Origin of the sequence: Clostridium sp. HV4-5-A1G, from assembly GCF_900184915.1 — a bacterium.
GTDB classification, from domain to species: domain Bacteria; phylum Bacillota; class Clostridia; order Clostridiales; family Clostridiaceae; genus Clostridium_B; species Clostridium_B aromativorans.
Map to the genome: position 1 here is coordinate 1 of NZ_FXYI02000051.1, position 18,835 is coordinate 18,835.

General features: G+C 35.4%; 15 protein-coding genes. All 15 read left to right on the top strand.

Features of this window, described 5'->3' with window-relative positions; all coding sequences use genetic code 11:
- The first annotated feature begins 97 nt into the window (after window positions 1–97).
- The 15 genes from modA (at window position 98) to J5G60_RS07645 (ending at window position 18,675) form a co-directional block, all read left to right on the top strand.
- On the top strand, window positions 98–916 hold the full coding sequence (gene modA / locus J5G60_RS07575; RefSeq protein ID WP_150355707.1) for a molybdate ABC transporter substrate-binding protein: 819 nt from the start codon (window positions 98–100) through the stop codon (window positions 914–916).
- Between the two features lie 178 nt (window positions 917–1,094).
- Window positions 1,095–1,781, top strand: coding sequence for a molybdate ABC transporter permease subunit (modB, locus tag J5G60_RS07580; protein WP_150355706.1), 687 nt, complete (start codon window positions 1,095–1,097; stop codon window positions 1,779–1,781).
- Window position 1,782: 1 nt separating this feature from the next.
- Window positions 1,783–2,844 carry a sulfate/molybdate ABC transporter ATP-binding protein gene (locus J5G60_RS07585; RefSeq protein WP_150355705.1) on the top strand — a complete coding sequence of 354 codons (1,062 nt, stop codon included), beginning with the start codon at window positions 1,783–1,785 and terminating at the stop codon, window positions 2,842–2,844.
- A gap of 324 nt (window positions 2,845–3,168) precedes the next feature.
- A complete protein-coding gene (locus tag J5G60_RS07590; RefSeq protein ID WP_150355704.1) occupies window positions 3,169–5,898 on the top strand; it encodes a molybdopterin-dependent aldehyde oxidoreductase in 2,730 nt (909 codons plus the stop codon).
- A gap of 39 nt (window positions 5,899–5,937) precedes the next feature.
- The gene (locus tag J5G60_RS07595) at window positions 5,938–8,214 is read left to right on the top strand and encodes a pyridine nucleotide-disulfide oxidoreductase/dicluster-binding protein (protein ID WP_150355703.1); all 2,277 of its coding nucleotides are present in this window, start codon (window positions 5,938–5,940) and stop codon (window positions 8,212–8,214) included.
- Window positions 8,215–8,216: 2 nt separating this feature from the next.
- Window positions 8,217–8,423, top strand: a complete 207-nt coding sequence (locus tag J5G60_RS07600; RefSeq protein ID WP_150355702.1) for a DVU_1557 family redox protein — start codon at window positions 8,217–8,219, stop codon at window positions 8,421–8,423.
- Window positions 8,420–9,145, top strand: coding sequence for a DVU_1556 family methyltransferase (gene trsM, locus J5G60_RS07605; protein ID WP_236035207.1), 726 nt, complete (start codon window positions 8,420–8,422; stop codon window positions 9,143–9,145). Before J5G60_RS07600 ends, trsM begins: the two co-directional genes overlap by 4 nt.
- A 3-nt stretch (window positions 9,146–9,148) precedes the next feature.
- Window positions 9,149–9,604 carry a DVU_1555 family C-GCAxxG-C-C protein gene (locus J5G60_RS07610; RefSeq protein WP_150355701.1) on the top strand — a complete coding sequence of 152 codons (456 nt, stop codon included), beginning with the start codon at window positions 9,149–9,151 and terminating at the stop codon, window positions 9,602–9,604.
- Between the two features lies 1 nt (window position 9,605).
- Window positions 9,606–10,961, top strand: a complete 1,356-nt coding sequence (gene trsS / locus J5G60_RS07615; RefSeq protein WP_150355700.1) for a radical SAM (seleno)protein TrsS — start codon at window positions 9,606–9,608, stop codon at window positions 10,959–10,961.
- 25 nt (window positions 10,962–10,986) lie between these two features.
- Window positions 10,987–12,285 (top strand): DVU_1553 family AMP-dependent CoA ligase, encoded by a 1,299-nt coding sequence (locus J5G60_RS07620; protein WP_150355699.1) that lies wholly within the window; start codon window positions 10,987–10,989, stop codon window positions 12,283–12,285.
- Window positions 12,282–13,325, top strand: coding sequence for an XdhC family aldehyde oxidoreductase maturation factor (locus J5G60_RS07625; protein ID WP_150355698.1), 1,044 nt, complete (start codon window positions 12,282–12,284; stop codon window positions 13,323–13,325). Before J5G60_RS07620 ends, J5G60_RS07625 begins: the two co-directional genes overlap by 4 nt.
- A 1-nt stretch (window position 13,326) precedes the next feature.
- Window positions 13,327–14,433, top strand: a complete 1,107-nt coding sequence (locus J5G60_RS07630) for a DVU_1551 family NTP transferase (protein WP_150355697.1) — start codon at window positions 13,327–13,329, stop codon at window positions 14,431–14,433.
- Window positions 14,420–15,028: a histidine phosphatase family protein gene (locus tag J5G60_RS07635; RefSeq protein WP_150355696.1), complete on the top strand. Its 609-nt coding sequence runs from the start codon at window positions 14,420–14,422 to the stop codon at window positions 15,026–15,028. The genes J5G60_RS07630 and J5G60_RS07635 overlap by 14 nt, the downstream gene beginning before the upstream one ends.
- 46 nt (window positions 15,029–15,074) lie before the next feature.
- Complete coding sequence (locus J5G60_RS07640; RefSeq protein ID WP_150355695.1) at window positions 15,075–16,955, top strand: sigma-54-dependent Fis family transcriptional regulator; 1,881 nt, start codon at window positions 15,075–15,077, stop codon at window positions 16,953–16,955.
- A 40-nt stretch (window positions 16,956–16,995) separates the two neighbouring features.
- Window positions 16,996–18,675 carry a PucR family transcriptional regulator gene (locus J5G60_RS07645; RefSeq protein ID WP_150355694.1) on the top strand — a complete coding sequence of 560 codons (1,680 nt, stop codon included), beginning with the start codon at window positions 16,996–16,998 and terminating at the stop codon, window positions 18,673–18,675.
- Window positions 18,676–18,835 lie beyond the last annotated feature (160 nt).

Genomic DNA, 18,835 nt, shown 5'->3' on the forward strand with positions numbered 1-18,835 from the left:
GTATAATATAACATAATATAACATAATATAAATGATTTATATGTAATGTTATGATACGTTATATAATTATAATTAAAATAAGGGGGAGTTGTATAATATGAAAAAGTCTAAAAGAATGTTATTTCTCATCATGTCATTATGTGTTGTATTTTTGGCAGTGGGATGTGGAAGCTCTAGTACAAGCTCTAATGAACAAAAGGATTCATCTACAAGTAAAGATAAGGCAGTTACTTTGACTGTGTCAGCAGCTGCAAGTCTCAAGGACTCAATGAATGAAATTCAAAAATTGTACACTAAAGACCATCCAAATGTTACCATTAAATACAATTTTGGAGCTTCAGGCAGCCTTCAAAAACAGATTGAGCAGGGGGCACCAGTTGATGTGTTTATGTCAGCGGCTACAAAACAAATGGATGAACTTAAGAGCAAGAATCTTCTTATAAATGATACTGTAAAGAATTTATTGCAAAATGATGTAGTACTTGTAGTACCAAAGGATTCATCAAATGTTAAAAGTTTTGATGATCTGGCAAGTGATAAAGTTCAGAAAATAGCACTGGGTGAAGTCAAGAGCGTTCCGGTGGGGCAGTACTCCCAGGAAGTACTTACGAATTTAAAATTGATGGACAAGGTCCAGCCAAAAGCTGTTTATGGAAAAGATGTAAAAGAGGTTTTAACTTGGGTTGAAACAAAGAATGTAGATGCAGGTATTGTTTATAAAACAGATGCTCTTGTATCAAAAAAGGTAAATATTGTAGCAACGGCACCAAAAGATTCTCATAAGACTGTAATCTATCCTGCAGCCGTAATAAAGAATAGCAAAAATGCAGATGCAGCTAAAGAGTTCCTTACATTTTTATCAGGAGACAAAGCTAAAACTGTATTTGAAAAATATGGTTTTAAAGTAGGAAAATAATTAGCGGTCGTTTTTATCCGAACGCTGCTGTTGCTAATACTCCCAACTTTTTAAAGTGGGAAATAAGCACTGCTATGCATCTGGATAAGGTGATTCTTAGGTTCGCAGTGATTTACTTATGAGAAAAATCTTTTTCAAGAACCTTAGAACCACTTGATCAGGGAGAAGGGGATTTGTTATGGATTTTGATATTTCACCAGCGTGGATTTCTATAAAAACAGTTTTCGTAGCAACGACTATAACATTTTTTGTTGGAATTATTGCAGCCTATTGGATGTCTAATTATAATGGAAAATTAAAAAGCACTGTAGATACCATATTTACACTTCCTCTTGTGCTCCCACCAACTGTAGTTGGCTTTTTCTTGCTGCTGATTTTTGGTAGAAACGGACCTATAGGTAAACTGCTGTTGAAGTTTGGAACGACTTTGATTTTTTCATGGCCGGCTACAGTTGTGGCTGCAGCTATTGTGGCATTTCCACTGATGTACAGGACAACCAAGGGAGCGTTTGAACAGATAGACCACAATATTGTGAATGCTGCTAGGACTTTAGGGGTATCCGAATGGAAAGTGTTTTGGAGAGTTATATTGCCGCTGGCGCGGCCTGGAATAGGTGCAGCTACAGTTCTCTCTTTTGCTAGATGTCTTGGAGAATTTGGGGCTACGCTTATGGTAGCCGGAAATATACCTGGTAAGACTCAGACTATTCCCATAGCTATTTATTTTACAGCTGAAAATGGTGAGATGAGAAACGCTCTTATTTGGGTCATACTAATTGTTATAATTTCAACAATTATGATTTTTTTAATGAATTACTGGAATGAATACCAGCAAAAAAATATATATGGTGTTGGGAGAAAATAAAATGGGACTTTATGTTGATGTCAAAAAAAATTTACATGGATTTAGCCTTAATATTAAATTTAATACAAGGAACAATATTATAGGGCTGCTTGGAGCATCAGGTTCAGGTAAGAGTATGACATTAAAGTGTATTGCAGGTCTTGAAACTCCTGACAGTGGTAAAATTCTATTAAACGGAAAAACACTGTATGATTCTGAAAAAAAAGTAAATGTTCCTGTTCGTAAGAGAAAAGTAGGATTTTTATTTCAAAATTATGCATTGTTCCCCAATATGACTGTAAGTCAAAATATAAGTTTTGCTTTAGAAAATATGTCTCGAGATGAAAAAGAAAGAATAGTTTGTGAAAAGATAGATATGATGAATCTCAATGGACTGGAAAATAGATTTCCCAACCAGCTTTCAGGAGGACAGCAGCAGAGAGTTGCTATTGCCAGGGCTCTGGCAATAGAACCTGAAATATTGCTTTTGGATGAACCATTTTCAGCACTTGACAGCCATTTGAGAAGTAAAATGGAGGAACGGCTTGTATATATATTGGATGATTACAGTGGTTCCGCAGTTTTTGTGTCCCATAACAGAGATGAAGTGTACCGAATCTGCAGAAATATTGCAATAATCAATAAGGGAATGGTTGAAAATTGCGGCGATAGAGATTATATATTTGAAAACCCTACTACTCTTGCTACTGCACAGCTTACTGGATGTAAAAACATATCCAAAATTAAGGTACTGGATGAAAATACTGTAGAAGCCCTGGACTGGGGCTGTACACTTAAGACCAACAAAAAAGTTGAAGGATCTCCATCCTATGTAGGTATTAGATCCCATTATATTACTATGGACAGAAGCTGCCAGAAGGAGAATACTTTTAAGTGTTGCGTGGATTATGTAAATGAAAGCCCATTTACTGTAGCAGTCTATTTGAATAGTGTAGAGAAAAAACCCTATTCGAAAATCAAGGCATTGCGATGGGAAATAAGCAAAGAGATGTGGAAGAAAATTAAAAATCTGGAGCAGCCCTGGAACATGTGTATAAGCAGCAAAAAGCTTTTTCTGATTTAAACTGGGTTTTTGGTAAAGTTAATAAAATATTTTAAATTTATTTCTATACAGTAAAAAGGCCGCAGGATATTGATATACAAGAGTATCCTGTGGCTTTTTGCTGCTTCAAAACAGAACAGTGTTCGAAAAAGTTACAGAAGTTTTTAATGTATTTGCTCAAAAATTGAACGGAGATAGAATTTTTAAAGACAAATGCAGTAAAAATCAATGCTTGGGTTTTGGTATGTATATTGCTTATATAATAAATACAGCCCGATATGTAACTAGAGGGTTTATATAAAAGAATTTATTTATATAACAAATAACGACCAGGGGGAATTTAGAATGTTTAATAAAATTTTATTTGTTAATGGCATTGCTAGGACAGTTATATCCACTCCAAAGGCAACTTTAGCAGATGTACTTAGGAATCAATTGCATTTACTTGGAACTAAAGTTGGATGCGGCAAGGGTGAATGTGGTGCCTGTTCTGTAATAATGGATGGAAAGGTTGTAAGATCCTGTATTGTAAGGATGAAAAGGGTACCGGATGAAGCTAAAATTACAACTATCGAAGGCATAGGAACCGAGCAGAAACCTCACCCGATTCAAGTGGCATGGATGATTCATGGTGCAGCACAGTGTGGATTTTGTACACCTGGGTTTATAGTATCTGCAAAGGCACTTTTGGATGAGAACATAAATCCTACCAGAGAGGAAGTGAGAGACTGGTTCCAAAGACACAGAAATATATGTAGATGTACCGGATATAAGCCATTAGTAGATGCAGTTATGGATGCAGCAAGGCTTATGAGGGGAGAAGTTAAAAAAGAGGATTTGATATTCAAATTTAAGGAAGGACAAAGTCTTATAGGCACTAGAGCTATTCGTCCTACTGCCTTGGACAAAGTAACTGGAAACTGGAGATTTGGAGCTGATCTTGGTCTTGAACTTCCTGAAAATACTCTCCATATAAAACTTGTTCAGGCTAAAGTTTCCCATGCCAATATACTGTCTATTGACACTTCTGAAGCTGAAAAAATGCCAGGTGTGTATAAGGTTTTAACTTATAGGGATGTACCTGGAAGCAACAGAATAAATGGGTTGGCCCTTCCAAGCAATAAAGGTGATGGTAAAGAAAGGCCGATACTTGCGGATAAAAAGATCTTTCAATTTGGAGATGCTATAGCTATGGTTCTTGCAGACACCCCTTCTCAGGCAGAAGCAGCTGTGGATAAGGTCAAAGTTGAAATAGAAGAACTTCCAGCTTATATGAGCGCTCCAGAAGCCATGGATGAAGATGCCATTGAAATACATCCAGGTACGCCAAATGTATTCTTTGAAACTGGAGTGGTAAAAGGGAAAGATACTAAACCTATAATGGACAGTGCGGCCTATGTGGTGGAAGATGATTTTTATGTGGGCAGGCAGCCTCATCTTCCACTGGAACCAGATGTGGGGTTTGCATATATTAATGAAAAAGATCAGTTGGTTATTCATTCAAAGAGTGTTGGGCTTCACGCTCATGCGGCTATGATAGCAGAAGGTGTTGGTGTTCCTCTAGATGATTTGAAAATAGTTCAAAATCCTACGGGAGGTACTTTTGGTTATAAATTCAGCCCTACGATAGAAGCACTTTTAGGAGTTGCAGCTCTTGTTACAAAAAAACCGGTTTACCTTGGGTTTAACATGTACCAGCAGATAACTTATACAGGCAAGAGATCCCCATTTTTCATACACCTTAAAATGGGTGCTGACAAGAATGGCAAGTTGTTGGCCATGGAATCAGATTGGACAGTGGATCATGGACCATATTGTGAATTTGGAGATATACTTACATTAAGAGGAGCACAGTTCATAGGAGCTTGTTACAATATACCAAATATAAGGGGAAAAGGCAGGGAAGTAGCTACAAATCATGCCTGGGGCTCAGCTTTTAGAGGATACGGATCTCCTCAAAGCATGTTTGCTTCGGAAGTTCTCATGGATGAACTTGCGGAAAAGATTGGAATGGATCCCTTTGAACTCAGATATAAAAATATATACAGGGAGGGCTCTACAACTCCTACTGGATGTAAACCAGATGTAATATGTCTTCCGCAAATGTTTGACAAACTGCGTCCTTATTATGAAAAGGCCAAAAAAGATGTGGAAGAGAAAAATAAAAACGGCGGAAATAAAAAGTATGGGATGGGAATAGCAATACTTCACTATAGTTCGGGACTTTCAGGAGCTGATTCGTCCGAGGCATGGGCTGAAATAAATCCTACAGGAGTAACTATTGGGGATTCCTGGGAAGATCACGGACAAGGTGCGGATATAGGTACTCTCACTATAGGCTATGAAGCGCTGAGACCTCTTGGGATAAGACCAGATCAAATAAAACTTGTGATGAATGACATGCAAAAGACACCGAATAGCGGTGCAGCAGGTGGAAGCCGTTCCAATGTGTATACTGGAAATGCCATAAGGCTGGCCTGCGGGAAGTTATTAAAGGCTCTTAGAAAGTCAGATGGAACTTATAGAACTTATGAGGAAATGGTAGCCGAGAAATTGCCTTTGAGATATGATGGAAAATGGACGGCACCTTGTGCAGACGGCGATGTGGAGACAAATCAGGCTAATCCATTCCCCTGTTATATGTATGGTACGTTAGTGGCAGAGGTTGAGGTGGATACTGTTTCGGGAAAAGTTAAAGTTGAAAAATTGGATTTGGTATCGGACGTGGGAACTATAATAAATAGATTGGTAGTTGATGGGCAGATGTATGGAGGGCTTGCTCAGGGGATCGGGCTGGCTTTGAGCGAGGATTTCGAGGATATAAAAAAACATGTTACCCTGACTGCGTGCGGGATACCTCAGATAAAAGATGTACCGGATGATATTGAACTTGAATACGTAGAAACTCCAAGACCGCAGGGACCATATGGGGCATCTGGTGCAGGGGAACTTCCTCTTGCAGGGCCGCATGCTGCTATTGTAAATGCCATTTATAATGCCTGCGGAGTTAGGGTAACTAAATTGCCTGCAAGACCTGAAAAAGTATTATCAGGGCTTAAGGCCATAAAAGATTGATTTTAATATATATCTTTCAATTTGCAGGGGGAAATATATATGGATTTAGTTAAGCTGTTAAATGAAGGTGACAGGTGCATTGCCGGAGAACTTCCGGCCTGCACGGCAATTTGCCCTATTCATGTGGATATTAAAAGCTTTATAGGGGAAATTGAAAATGAAGATTTTAAAAAGGCCTATAAGATCATTTCAAAAAAGATGCCTATTCCAAAAATAATAAGTAGAATATGTGATCATCCCTGCGAAGATGCATGTGTGAGAAAAACACTGGGCGGCTCTATAAGCATATCTGACATGGAGAGATATGTAGTTGAATTTGGATCATCGTCTAAAAGGGCGGGAATTCATATACCACAAAAAGATAAAAGCGCAGCTGTTGTGGGGGGAGGGCTAAGCGGTATTGTTGTTGCACAGTATCTTTATAAAAAAGGATATCAGGTCAGCGTGTATGAAAAAAGCGGCAAAATTGGAGGCAGCATTTGGGAATATGCTGGAAAAAGACTTCCAGAAGATATTATAAAAATGGAAATGAAAGACGTTTTTGAAAACTGTGTGCATGTGAAGTTAAACACCCCTGTAGGTGGAGATGGCCTGAAAAATATAATTGAGGATTATGATGCAGTCTACCTTGGGACAGGTGAGTGGAGTGAAGAGTTAAATGTAAATCAGAAAACACTTCAAATAGGTAATACGTCTGTATTTGCAGGAGGAAGGCTGGTTACTGTAAATAAGTCTGTAATATATTCTGTTGGTTCTGCGAAAACTGCAGCATTGTCCATTGACAGGTATCTTAACAATCTTTCTATTACGGCTTCCAGGAAAAGGGAAGGATCTTATTTAACGTCTCTTTATGTTGATGTAAATAATGTTAAAGCACAGGATGTTGTTAAAAAATCCGGGGATATCTATAATTCACGAGAAATAGTGAAAGAGGCTAAAAGGTGTTTAAAATGTCAGTGCAGGAAATGTGTGGAAAGCTGCAGCCATCTTCAAAGATATAAACTGAATTCAAAAGATTACATAAGACAAATAAATCACAATGAGACTGTAGTGTGGGGAGTGCGTTTTGCTGACAGAATGATAAATTCCTGTGCACTCTGCGGACTGTGCAGGGAAATCTGCCCCGTATCCATTGATATGAAAACTATAATAGGGAAAACCAGAAGAAGCATGGTGGAGAATAGTAAAATGCCTCTGTCTGACCATGATTTTGCACTGAAAGATATGAAGTTCAGTAATGGATCTAGGTTTTTTATGGCAAAAAAACAGCCTGGATATGAAAGCGTAAAATATGTATTTTATCCTGGGTGTCAACTTCCGGCTTCCAATCCAGGTTATATTGAAAAGATCTACAGCTATCTTATGAAAAATATTGTAGAAGGGGTTGGAATTTTTTTAGGATGCTGTGGTGCTCCGGCAGATTGGTCGGGCAGAGAGGATCTCATGAAGGAAATTGTAGAAAAAATAAAAAATGTATGGACTGACATGGGAAAGCCAATTTTTATCTTGGCATGCCCAACTTGTCTGAGCATGTTTGATAAACATATGCCTTTTATAAAGACGATTTCACTTTGGGAAGTTATGAGCATAAAAGGCGTACCGCTTGGAAATAAAATTGCAGGTAAAAAACATGTGCTAAATGTACATGATGCCTGTACTGCAAGATATAATGGGAAAATACAGGACAGCATAAGAAATATAGCAGAAAAACTCGGGTATATTATAGAAGAACTTAAGTACTCGAAAAAAAATACAAAATGCTGCGGCTATGGAGGTCTTGTGTACTTTTCAAACAGAGATCAGTCAAAGGATTTTATAAAAGACAGGATAAAAGAAGGAGACAGGGATTTCTTGGTGTATTGTGCCATGTGCAAGGATTTGTTTGTGTCATTTGGCAAGAGAACTTATCATATTTTAGACCTTATATATGGAGATAATCGGGGGGATATTGCACTAAAAAGGATGCCTACACTTTCTGAAAGACATGAAAATAGGCAAAAAGTCAAAATGAATCTGATGAAACAGGTATGGGGAGAAGATATGGTGAATACAGATGATAAATATGATTTCAAACTCATTTTAACAAAAAATGTCAGAAATAAAATGGAAGAGCGACTTATTCTTCTGGAGGATGTGAAAAAAGTTATTGCCAATGGGGAAAAGAAAAATGAGAATTTCTTTAACCCTGAAAATTCTCACTACTTGGCAAGACTTAGAATAGAAAATGTAACACATTGGGTGGAATATGAAAAGACGGATGAGGGAGTGCTTGTAGATAAAGTTTATATACACAGAATGGAAGTAGTGGAGGAGTGAGTATGGACATCTCAAAAGGAGAAAAAACGCCATGGATTTGTAATAGATGCAGTAAGGAACTGGAGCCCAGAAAAGTGACAGTGCGCTACCTTGGAGGAAATTTTGAAGTGGAACTTCTGCAGTGCCCAAAGTGTAAAATGGTGATTATAGATGAAAAACTTGCCCAGGGACAAATGCTTGAGGTGGAAAAGAATTTGGAGGACAAATGATGAGATGCTGTAATGCCTATGAAAGTGAACATATGATGAATATTATGGGGGAGACCCTAAGGCCTGGTGGATTTGAACTCACGGACAGGGCAGTGAAGTTCTGCAAGTTTTCAGGGAGGGATGTACTGCTTGATATTGGATGTGGAATGGGAGCTACGGTAAATCATTTATTTGAAAAGTATAATATAAAGGCAGTTGGACTCGATCCTTCTGAGAAATTAATAAAAATTGGGAAAAGCAAATATAGAAACATGGAGCTTGTTTGTGGAAGAGGTGAAAAAATACCTTTTGAAGATAGTAGCTTTAATGGGGCATTTGCAGAGTGTACTTTGTCACTTATGGGTGATTTGAATGTGGCTATAAAGGAAGCTTCCAGGGTTGTTGAAAGAGATGGATGGCTTGTTATAAATGATGTATATGCAAAAAAGCCTGAATTTCTAAAAGAAATGTGTAAATTTTCAATTAACAGCTGTATGAGAGGACTTCATGATCTGAAACTTTTGCAGGAGTCCCTTGTGGAAAATGGATTTAAAATCATTCATCTTGAAGATTGCAGCGATATGCTCAAGACTCTTATGGTAAATATAGTATTTTCCTATGGCTCTATGAGTGTATTTTGGAACAAGACAGCAAAATGCTCTATAGATGGCTGCGAATTTGGAGAGGCAATCAGAAAATGCAGACCTGGATATTTTATGCTTGTTGCAAAAAAGGGGGAATGATGCATGAATGGCGATATGGCATTTGAAGTTTTCAAGCTTTCTTCATCAGGGCTTTGTTGTACACAGATAATGTTTAAAATGGCACTTGAAGAGGATGACGGAGAAAATACAGATTTGTTGAGAGCTTTCAGAGGAATGTGCGGGGGTATAAATCACAGGGGAAAAACCTGTGGCGTACTTACGGCAGGAATAGGAATAATAGGGCTTTATTCAGCTAATGGAAATGTAGGAGAGGCCTGCAGAGATGATTTTAGAGAGATGATGGACGAATATATGGACTGGTTTGAAAATGAATTTAAGAGCATGGACTGCAGGGATCTTGTTGGCATTCAAAATATTTCAGATTTTGGGGAAAAAATAAGTTATCCAGTAAAATGCGGCGAGATAATTCAAAAAAGCTATACAAAACTTCAGGATATACTTGACCAGCATGGTTATGAGCTTGGAGGCAGGAATTGACATGGATAAAATGAGAGTTCTGTCACATACGGAGAGTTTATGTCCCGTATGCCTGAAAAAGATAAAGGCGGATAGAGTGCTGCATGGCAATGAAGTTTATATGGAAAAATATTGTGACAAACATGGAAAATTTAGAACTGTTTTGTGGAGAGGGAGTACTCCCATTGACGGATGGGTTAGGGACAAGAAGAGAATGTATATTGAAAATACAGCTGTACCCGTTGAAAATGGATGTCCTTTTGACTGCGGGCTGTGTAAAAACCACAGACAGCGTACATGTACAGCTTTGATTGAAGTTACGGAAAGATGCAATCTCAATTGTAAATTTTGTTTTGCAGGCTCCTCACAAAAAGTCATTTCAGAGGATCCTTCTTTGAAAAAGATTGAATTTTTATATAAATCACTGCTGAAATACTCGGGAAAGTGCAATATACAGCTTTCAGGAGGAGAACCTACAATAAGAGATGATCTACCTTGTATAATATCTTTGGGAAGAAAAATCGGTTTTGATTTTATACAGGTAAATACAAATGGCATAAGGATTGCAGAAGATGAAGAATATGTTAAGCATCTTAAAAAATCAGGACTTAGTTCTATATTTTTGCAATTTGATGGGACCCAGGATGATATATACAAAAAACTTCGAGGAAAAGAACTCCTTGCATTAAAAATTAAGGCTATAGAAAATTGTGGCAGACATGGAATAGGAGTAGTGCTTGTTCCAACTTTGGTGCCTGGTGTAAATGTGGAAAATATAGGTGAAATAATAAAATTTGCACTTAAAAAATTGCCTGTTGTAAGGGGAGTGCATTTTCAACCTGTAAGCTATTTTGGAAGAATACCATATAATCCGGATGATGAAGACAGAATTACCCTGGCTGAAGTTATGGATGCCATAGATACACAGACAGGTGGCAAAATAAAAATAAGCAGTATGAGACCTCCTGGCTGTGAAAATTCACTGTGTTCTTTTCATGGGAACTACATTTTAAAAAATAAAGATGAGATTATGAGTGTCACGGATAATTCCAGCAAATGCTGCGGCGTTGAAAAGGCCGAGGAAGGCGCCAAGAAATCAATGAAATTTGTTTCCAGGAACTGGTCGTCAAGAAAGATGGATATTTCCAAAGAAAGATTATTTTTAAAAGGATCGGATACCTGGAAGAATATATTGTATACTATAAAAAATTATTCTTTCAGTATATCTGCAATGGCTTTTCAGGATATATGGAATTTGGATCTTGAAAGGCTCAAAGACTGTTGTATTCATGTGGTAAATCCTGAGGGTAAGCTTATTCCGTTTTGTATTTACAATATCACAGATATAAATGGGAATTATATATACAGAAATAAGTGACTTTTTTGGAGGTGAAGTCGAAAAAATGCATTGTACGCCTGTGGAGAAGTGGGTAATGGATAAAACTGGGATAGAACATAGAAGTAGGGAAGAACTTAGAAAATATCAGTTATATAAGATAAAGCAGAGTATATGTTATGGAAAAAAATACAGTAGATTTTATAGAAAATATTTAAAGAATGTAGATGAAAACAAAATAAAGTCTTTTCATGATTTTGAAAATATTCCATTTACTTTCCCAAAACACATAGAGAATAATCCACTTGATTTTTTATGTGTACCTCAAAAATGCATTTCAAGGGTAGTTACACTTGAGACTTCGGGTACAACTGCTGACAAAAAGAGGATTTATTTTACAAAAAATGACTTGAAGTCAACTGTTCAATTTTTTTATTATGGGATGAAAGCCATTGTAGATGGTGATGACAGAGTTCTTATACTTCTGCCAGGCAGTACTTATGGAAGTATAGGCCAACTGCTCAAAATAGCTTTGGATAAGCTGGGGGTAAAATGCTTTATAAATGGGGTTATAAAAAATTATGAAATTGTAGAAAAATTCATAGAGGATCATGATATAAGCTGTATTGTTGGAATGCCAATACAAGTTTTGAAACTGAGTAGGATTTATCCAAAAATATTTTTACAAAACATAGATAATGTCCTTTTAAGTACGGATTATGTGCCGGAAATTTTGATAAGAGAGCTATCATATAGATTTGGCTGTCATGTTTTTACTCATTATGGAATGACTGAAATGGGTTATGGAGGCGGTGTGGAATGTGAAAATCTAGATGGATATCATCTGAGAGAAGCGGATCTGTACTTTGAAATAATAGATCCTGTGTCTAAAAAAGTATTGGAACCCGGAAATAGGGGAGAAGTGGTTTTTACAACTTTAACTAGGGAGGGTATGCCTTTTGTAAGATATGTCACAGGTGATATAGCTTCTTTTAAAAATGGAAATTGCAGCTGTGGTACTTTTTTGCAAACTATGAGTAGAGTTATTGGAAGAAAAGACAATATAATAAGATTTAAGGACAGTAGCTTTATTTATATGGGAGATTTGGATGAAATTGTTTTATCTTTTAGAAAAGTTATGGATTATAATATAAGTATAGATGAAAATAGAATATCTATAGGTATAAATACTTTTACCAAGGAGGATTTTTATGAATTACGAGACAGAGTGTTTGAAATGCTTCAAAGTATAATTCCATCATATATTGCAGAGATTACGATCTATTATTTGGAAGATAAAATTGAAGCAAAAAACAGCATTGTGAAGAGAAAAATATATGATTGTAGAAAGAAGGTTTTAAAATGAAGGACATCTATGAGGTAATGAATGATCTATTATGCAGCAGGGAAGATTTTGTACTTGCAACTATTTTGGAGAAATCCGGTTCAGCACCAAGGGAACAGGGCACTAAGATGATTATTAAAAGAGATCTTTCTATTGAAGGTACTATAGGCGGAGGCATACTTGAAGCTATGGCCATAAAGATGTCAGCTGATATATTTAAAAATAAGAGGTTTGTAATTAGGGAATTTACGCTCTCAAATGAAGGGGCCTCTGCTATCGGAGCTGCCTGCGGAGGGTCGTTGAAACTTCTTCTGGAATATATAAATCCTGATGATGAAGCTATGAATTTCATATATAAAAAGTCCTTTGAATTAAAAAATAAAGGTGATAATTTCGTATTTATAACCAGATTGGATGAAAAAGAAAATTATGTGACAGGAATTGATAAGTGGATCTGCACTGAAACCGGTTTTTATGGACAAGAAAACGATATGACCCAAAAAATACTTAGAAAAGTTAGAAAGAATTTTAAGAATATACATTTTCATAATGTTAGAGAAGATGACAGATTGTATCTTGTAGAACCTGTATTGAACAGTGAAAGTGTTTATATAATGGGAGCGGGACATGTATCCCAGAAGATTGCAGTTGTTGCTAAAATGCTTAATTTCAAAACTATAGTTTTAGATGATAGAGAAGAATTTGCAAATAGGGAGAATTTTAAGACAGCAGACGAGGTAAAGGTTATTCAATCTTTTGAAGATATATCTCATTGTGTAAAAATAGATAATAGAAGTTATATCATAATAGTCACAAGAGGACATGGCTATGACAAGGAAGTGCTGGCACAGGTTCTAAAAACTGATGCTAAATATATAGGGATGATAGGAAGTAAAACTAAAAGAGATTTTGTATATAAGAGACTCATGGATGAAGGTTATACTGCCGAAGATTTGAAAAGGGTACATTGTCCAATAGGAATTTCAATAGGAGCCCAGACACCTGAGGAAATAGCTGTAAGTATTACAGCAGAAATGATTAAGGTCAGAAGAGAAAGTTAAAATGGGATGCAGTGACTTTGCCGGAATAGTTTTATCGGCGGGATATTCTTCTAGGATGGGCGATTTTAAACCTCTTTTAAAATTTGGAAAATATACGGCAGTTGAAATGGCTGTAAATACATTTATAGCTTCGGGAATTGATGATGTTGTAGTTGTAACTGGATACAGGGGGAATGAAGTGAGAGAAGTACTGGGAGATTTTGGGATTAGGTGTATAGAAAATAAGAATTATCCCCAGGGTATGTATTCCTCTATAGTAGAAGCTTTAAGGGTTTTGGACAGCAAGGTAAAGGCATTTTTTATGCTCCCTGTGGACATTCCTCTTGTCAAAGTCGATACCGTAAAATCTTTAGGCAGTAAATATGCATCATGTGGCAGTGGAATTTTATATCCCGTGTTCAGGGGCAAAAAAGGACATCCACCTTTAATAGACTGCAAGTATAAAAGTATGATAGAAAACTGGGAAAAGCCCGGAGGATTAAAAAATTTTTTGAATGAGTTTAATTCCGATTCTGTAAATGTACCCGTATGTGATAACGGCATCATAATGGATATGGATACCAGGGAAGATTATCTTGGACTTTTGAAATATTTTAATTCCAAGGCTCCTAGTAAAGAAGAATGTTATTGTATTCTAGCTGATTACAGTGTGCCTGATAATATAATAAAGCACTGTGAAAAGGTGTCACAGGTATGTGCCTGTATTCTGAAAAAGCTAAATAAAAAGGGGTACAATTTTGATGCGGATGTTTTGGAAGCTGCAGCTCTCCTGCATGATATATCCAGGAAGTCAAGAAGTCATGCACTGGCAGGGGCGAATATATTGAGGAAACTTGGATATGGACATATTGGCGATTTGATAGGTACTCATATGAATATAGAGGTAGGAGAAAACGACGAAATAAGTGAGAATGAAATATTGTATTTGGCAGATAAGCTCGTGGAAGAAGATAGATGTGTTTCTCTTAGACATAGGTTTGACAAGGCACTTTTGAAATATATTGACAATGCAGAGGTTAAGATAAAAATAGAAAAGAGATTGCGTGATGCAGAGAAAATAATGAATAAAGTGGAAAAGGTAGTGGGAGAGAAGATTGAATTACTATAGGAAAATTTATTTAGTAAGACATGGTAGCGTGGGGAATGGAAATGAAAAGCGTTATGTAGGAAATACGGATTTGCCACTTTGCAGGGAAGGAATATTACAATGTAAAAAATTGCAGAGATTTTTCTCCACTATAGATATAGAGAGAGCATATTTAAGTCCATTAAAGAGATGTGTGCAGACAGCAGATATAATCTTGAAATATAAAAATATAGACAGGATAATGATAGAGGAGTTTAAGGAAATAAATATGGGTAAATGGGAGGGAAAAACTTTCACATATGTGAAAAAGCTTTTCCCCGATGAATTTAAAAAAAGAGGGGAAAGTATAGAAACTTTTGTACCTCAAGGTGGAGAAAGTTTTGAGCAACTTCAAAAAAGGGTTATACCAAAAATGATGAATATTATAGAGAATAGTACAGGTGACATAATGATTATAACTCATGCAGGGGTAAATAGAGTTATATTGTGCCATATTTTATCAATACCCTTATACCATATATTTAAAATAAAGCAGAATTACGGATGCATAAATGAATTGTGTTGGAATGATGAGGAAAAAAATTGGGTAAAAGAGAAATTTAATTTGAATATGTGAAAATTAAGCGCTAAAAATTTTACCATTATATCAAGGAGGGTATATTATGGAGGTTATAAGAAAAACTCATCATAACTACAATGTGGAGTTAAATCGTTCTCATGAAAGATGTAAGAGGCTTGGAATTCAAAAAAATCAAGTCTTTAGTAAAAGAATTGTCTGTGATACAGAATTACAGAGAAGGTTTACTTTCAATAGAAACCTCATATTAACTGCAGAACCCTATATAGAGAATTTAATGAATTTTGTAAGAGGTTCTAATTTTTTTATATTGCTTACGGATAAAGAAGGTTGTATATTAAATGCCATGGGTGATGAAAAAATACTTTCGGAATCATTTTCTATGAAGATGATTCCCGGAGCTTTTATGAATGAGGAAAATATAGGGACTAATGCAATGAGCATGGTAATTAAGACCAATAAACCCATTCAGGTTTCGGGGAATGAGCATTTTATTCATGAATATCATAAATGGACCTGTTCTGCAGCACCTATAAAAGATAGATACGGCAACCTTATAGCTGTTCTTGATCTCACAGGGTATATTGAATATGTACATCCGCATACATTGGGAATGGTTATTGCAGCATCCAATGCTGTAGAAGAAATGTTAAAGGTAAAGGAATATGAGATAATATATAACATAAATAATAAATATAAAAAAAATATATTTAATTTTATTCCAATGCCAATAGTGACTTCCGATTTGGATGGGAAAATAGAAGTCTGCAATGAAAAAGCTTTGAGTATTATGGGTGACAATAAGATTAAAATGGCTAAAATGGAGGATATTATAGGGAATTGGGAGAAGGTAAAAGAGAATTTATATTTGGGGAAAAGTGTTTCCCAGGAAGTAAATTTATATATATCAGGAAGTAAAGCCCGATGCCATTTGATAGCTAACCCTGTTTACAATTCTGAAAAAAATGCAATTGAGATAATATATGTATTTGAAGATATAAAAAATATAAAAAAACAGAATAAAAATCAGGCCTATTACACTTTCGACAATATAATTGGAGAAGATGAAAATTTCATAAAAATTGTAGAATATTCAAAGAAGATTTCAAACAGTAAATCCACCATACTTATAATAGGTGAAAGTGGTACGGGAAAAGAATTGTTTGCTCAGTCCATTCACAATTACAGCAGCAGATCGGATGGACCTTTCATAGCTCTGAACTGCGGAGCCATTCCCGAGCAACTTATGGAATCCGAGCTTTTTGGATATGAAGAGGGGTCATTTACAGGCGCAAAAAAGGGTGGAAATATCGGTAAATTTGAATTGGCGGATGGTGGAACCATAATGCTGGATGAAATTGGAGAGATGCCACTTGACATGCAGACGAAACTTTTAAGGGTAGTTCAAGAAGGTGTAATAGCAAAAATAGGAAGTACCAAATCCATTCCCATAGATGTGAGGATTATAGCTGTTACTAATAAAGATTTGAAAAAAGAAGTGGAATTGGGAAAATTCAGAAAAGATCTATATTATAGGCTCAATGTGCTGCCTGTATACTTACCTCCTTTGAGAGAGAGAAAGTCTGATATAATATTATTTTTAAAATATTTTATGGGTAGTATTTCAAAAAAATTAGGTAAAAAGAGTTTTACTATACCTGAAAAATATTTGAGAAATATGATAAAATACGATTGGCCTGGGAATATAAGAGAATTGAAGAATGTTGTAGAACTTATTGTGAATTCAGGAGCTATACCTTCAAATTATTTTGGAGAAGAAGAATATGATGGTAAAATAATACTGGATCCTGGGGATGAATGTTTGAAATTGGATTATATGGAGAAGTTGCATCTGACAAAGGTATTGAGGAGATTTAAGGGTAATATTACTCATTCAGCGGATGCTCTTGGAATAAGGAGAAACACCTTATATAGTAAAATTAAAAAGTATAATATAAGGACATAGAGCATATCTGACTACTAAACTTTCAGGAGATGTAGGTATTTTGTATAGTTATCTAGGTATTCCTTTGGAAAAACTCTTGCAAATTGATAAATTAAATAAAGCCAGGGTTTTGGCGGGAAAAGGGGGAATGAACAAAAGAATAACTAAGGTGGATGTGATGGAAGTTCCTGATATCATAGAATGGGTTGGTGAGGGAGAACTTTTGATTACTACAGCATACTCTATTAGGGACAATATAAATGTATTGATGGAGCTTATTCCAGAATTGAATGAAAAAGGTGTAGCAGGTCTTGGAATTAAAATTGGAAGGTATGTAAAAGAGATACCACATGATATCATTGAACTGGCAGATGAAATAGATTTTCCCATTATTGAAATACCAATGGATGTATCTCATAGAGATGTAATATCCATTGTTCTAGATGAGGTAATTGAGGAGCAGATGCGGCAATTATTGAAAATAGATAAATTCAACAGAGAAGTGATGAATATAATGATGAAAGGCGGAAGCCTGAGGGAAATCGGAAGAAAATTATATGAAAATATTGGGAATTCACTGGTGATATATGAAAATCTGGATGGCAGTTGTGAAATTTTTTGTACTGAGAATATAAATAAAAATTTAATTGACAAGCTTATTAACCAGCATGTAAATTTAAGTTATAAAAGAATAGAAGATGAATCCGATGGAATTTACAATGAAAGCATAGATGTAATTCACGGAAAGAGCATTAAAAGGGTGACAATTCCAATAGTTATTGAAAAAGTTGAATATGGATGTATTCTTATATGGCTCGACAGGAAAGAACTGACACCTTTGGATAAAATGCTTATAGAATCCTATGTCCATATAATTGCATTGGACTTTGTCAAAAAACTCTCCATATCAAAAATGGAGAGTCGCTATAAAATGGAATTTTTTGATAATTTATTCAGTGAGGATGAAAATAGACAAAATAAGGCTATTGAAAGAGCAAAGACATTTGATTTTCATATGGATAAAAAGCATGGTGTAGCTATTATATATTTAAATGAATCTTTTCAGAATAAAAATACGAGTTTAAAGAATTCAAATTTCAACAGCGATGCTATTAGTACTTTGCTATTTATTATTGGAAGAATATCTAGAATAAGCAGAGAAAAAATATTATATGTGGATAAAAGTGACAGGATTATCATTTTATATGAAAATGATTTGTCTGAGGAACCACAATTGGTGAGGGAAAAAATAAAATGTTTTTGTAATGATGTACTAATGGAAGCTTTAAGGGAATTTAAAAAAGAACAATTTAAAATAGGAATTGGACGTTCTTACAGCGATGCTCATAAACTGAATAAAAGCTATGGCCAGGCGAAATTTATCGTAGAAAAGTTAAATAGGTCAATTTCAGGAAATATCATACATTACGATGATTTAGGCCTATATAGGATACTGGGTTTCGATGGTATTCGAAGTGAACTTGTTAAGTTTTGTAATGATACTATAAAGCCTCTGATAGAATATGACAAGATGAATAGGACTGAACTGCTCAATACTCTTAAAATCTATTTTGAATGTAATGGTAATATGAAAAAAATGTCAAAGAAGATGTTTATGCACTATAATACTATAATATATAGATTGCAAAAAATTAAAGATATTATAGATATAGATCTGGAAAACGCAGATAACAGGTTAAATCTTGAAATTGCAATCAAGGCTTTGAATTTAATCAAATGAGCCTTAACTCATATTGAATTTGTCAGTATATAAGTTATTCTACTATAAAAAAGTTGTCTCAAAAGAGGAGACAGCTTTTTTATGTTATTAATAATTAACAATAAATTGATAGAATATTTAGATATATTACATAAAGCTATACAGAATTAAACATGTTAAT

Excerpts from the sequence above, each read along its gene's own strand:
- modB (WP_150355706.1), top strand. The coding sequence starts at position 1,095 with ATGGATTTTGATATTTCACCAGCGTGGATTTCTATAAAAACAGTTTTC.
- J5G60_RS07630 (WP_150355697.1), top strand. The coding sequence starts at position 13,327 with ATGGGATGCAGTGACTTTGCCGGAATAGTTTTATCGGCGGGATATTCT.
- J5G60_RS07590 (WP_150355704.1), top strand. The coding sequence starts at position 3,169 with ATGTTTAATAAAATTTTATTTGTTAATGGCATTGCTAGGACAGTTATA.
- J5G60_RS07600 (WP_150355702.1), top strand. The coding sequence starts at position 8,217 with ATGGACATCTCAAAAGGAGAAAAAACGCCATGGATTTGTAATAGATGC.
- trsS (WP_150355700.1), top strand. The coding sequence starts at position 9,606 with ATGGATAAAATGAGAGTTCTGTCACATACGGAGAGTTTATGTCCCGTA.
- J5G60_RS07595 (WP_150355703.1), top strand. The coding sequence starts at position 5,938 with ATGGATTTAGTTAAGCTGTTAAATGAAGGTGACAGGTGCATTGCCGGA.
- J5G60_RS07610 (WP_150355701.1), top strand. The coding sequence starts at position 9,149 with ATGAATGGCGATATGGCATTTGAAGTTTTCAAGCTTTCTTCATCAGGG.
- modA (WP_150355707.1), top strand. The coding sequence starts at position 98 with ATGAAAAAGTCTAAAAGAATGTTATTTCTCATCATGTCATTATGTGTT.
- J5G60_RS07620 (WP_150355699.1), top strand. The coding sequence starts at position 10,987 with ATGCATTGTACGCCTGTGGAGAAGTGGGTAATGGATAAAACTGGGATA.
- J5G60_RS07625 (WP_150355698.1), top strand. The coding sequence starts at position 12,282 with ATGAAGGACATCTATGAGGTAATGAATGATCTATTATGCAGCAGGGAA.
- J5G60_RS07640 (WP_150355695.1), top strand. The coding sequence starts at position 15,075 with ATGGAGGTTATAAGAAAAACTCATCATAACTACAATGTGGAGTTAAAT.
- trsM (WP_236035207.1), top strand. The coding sequence starts at position 8,420 with ATGATGAGATGCTGTAATGCCTATGAAAGTGAACATATGATGAATATT.
- J5G60_RS07585 (WP_150355705.1), top strand. The coding sequence starts at position 1,783 with ATGGGACTTTATGTTGATGTCAAAAAAAATTTACATGGATTTAGCCTT.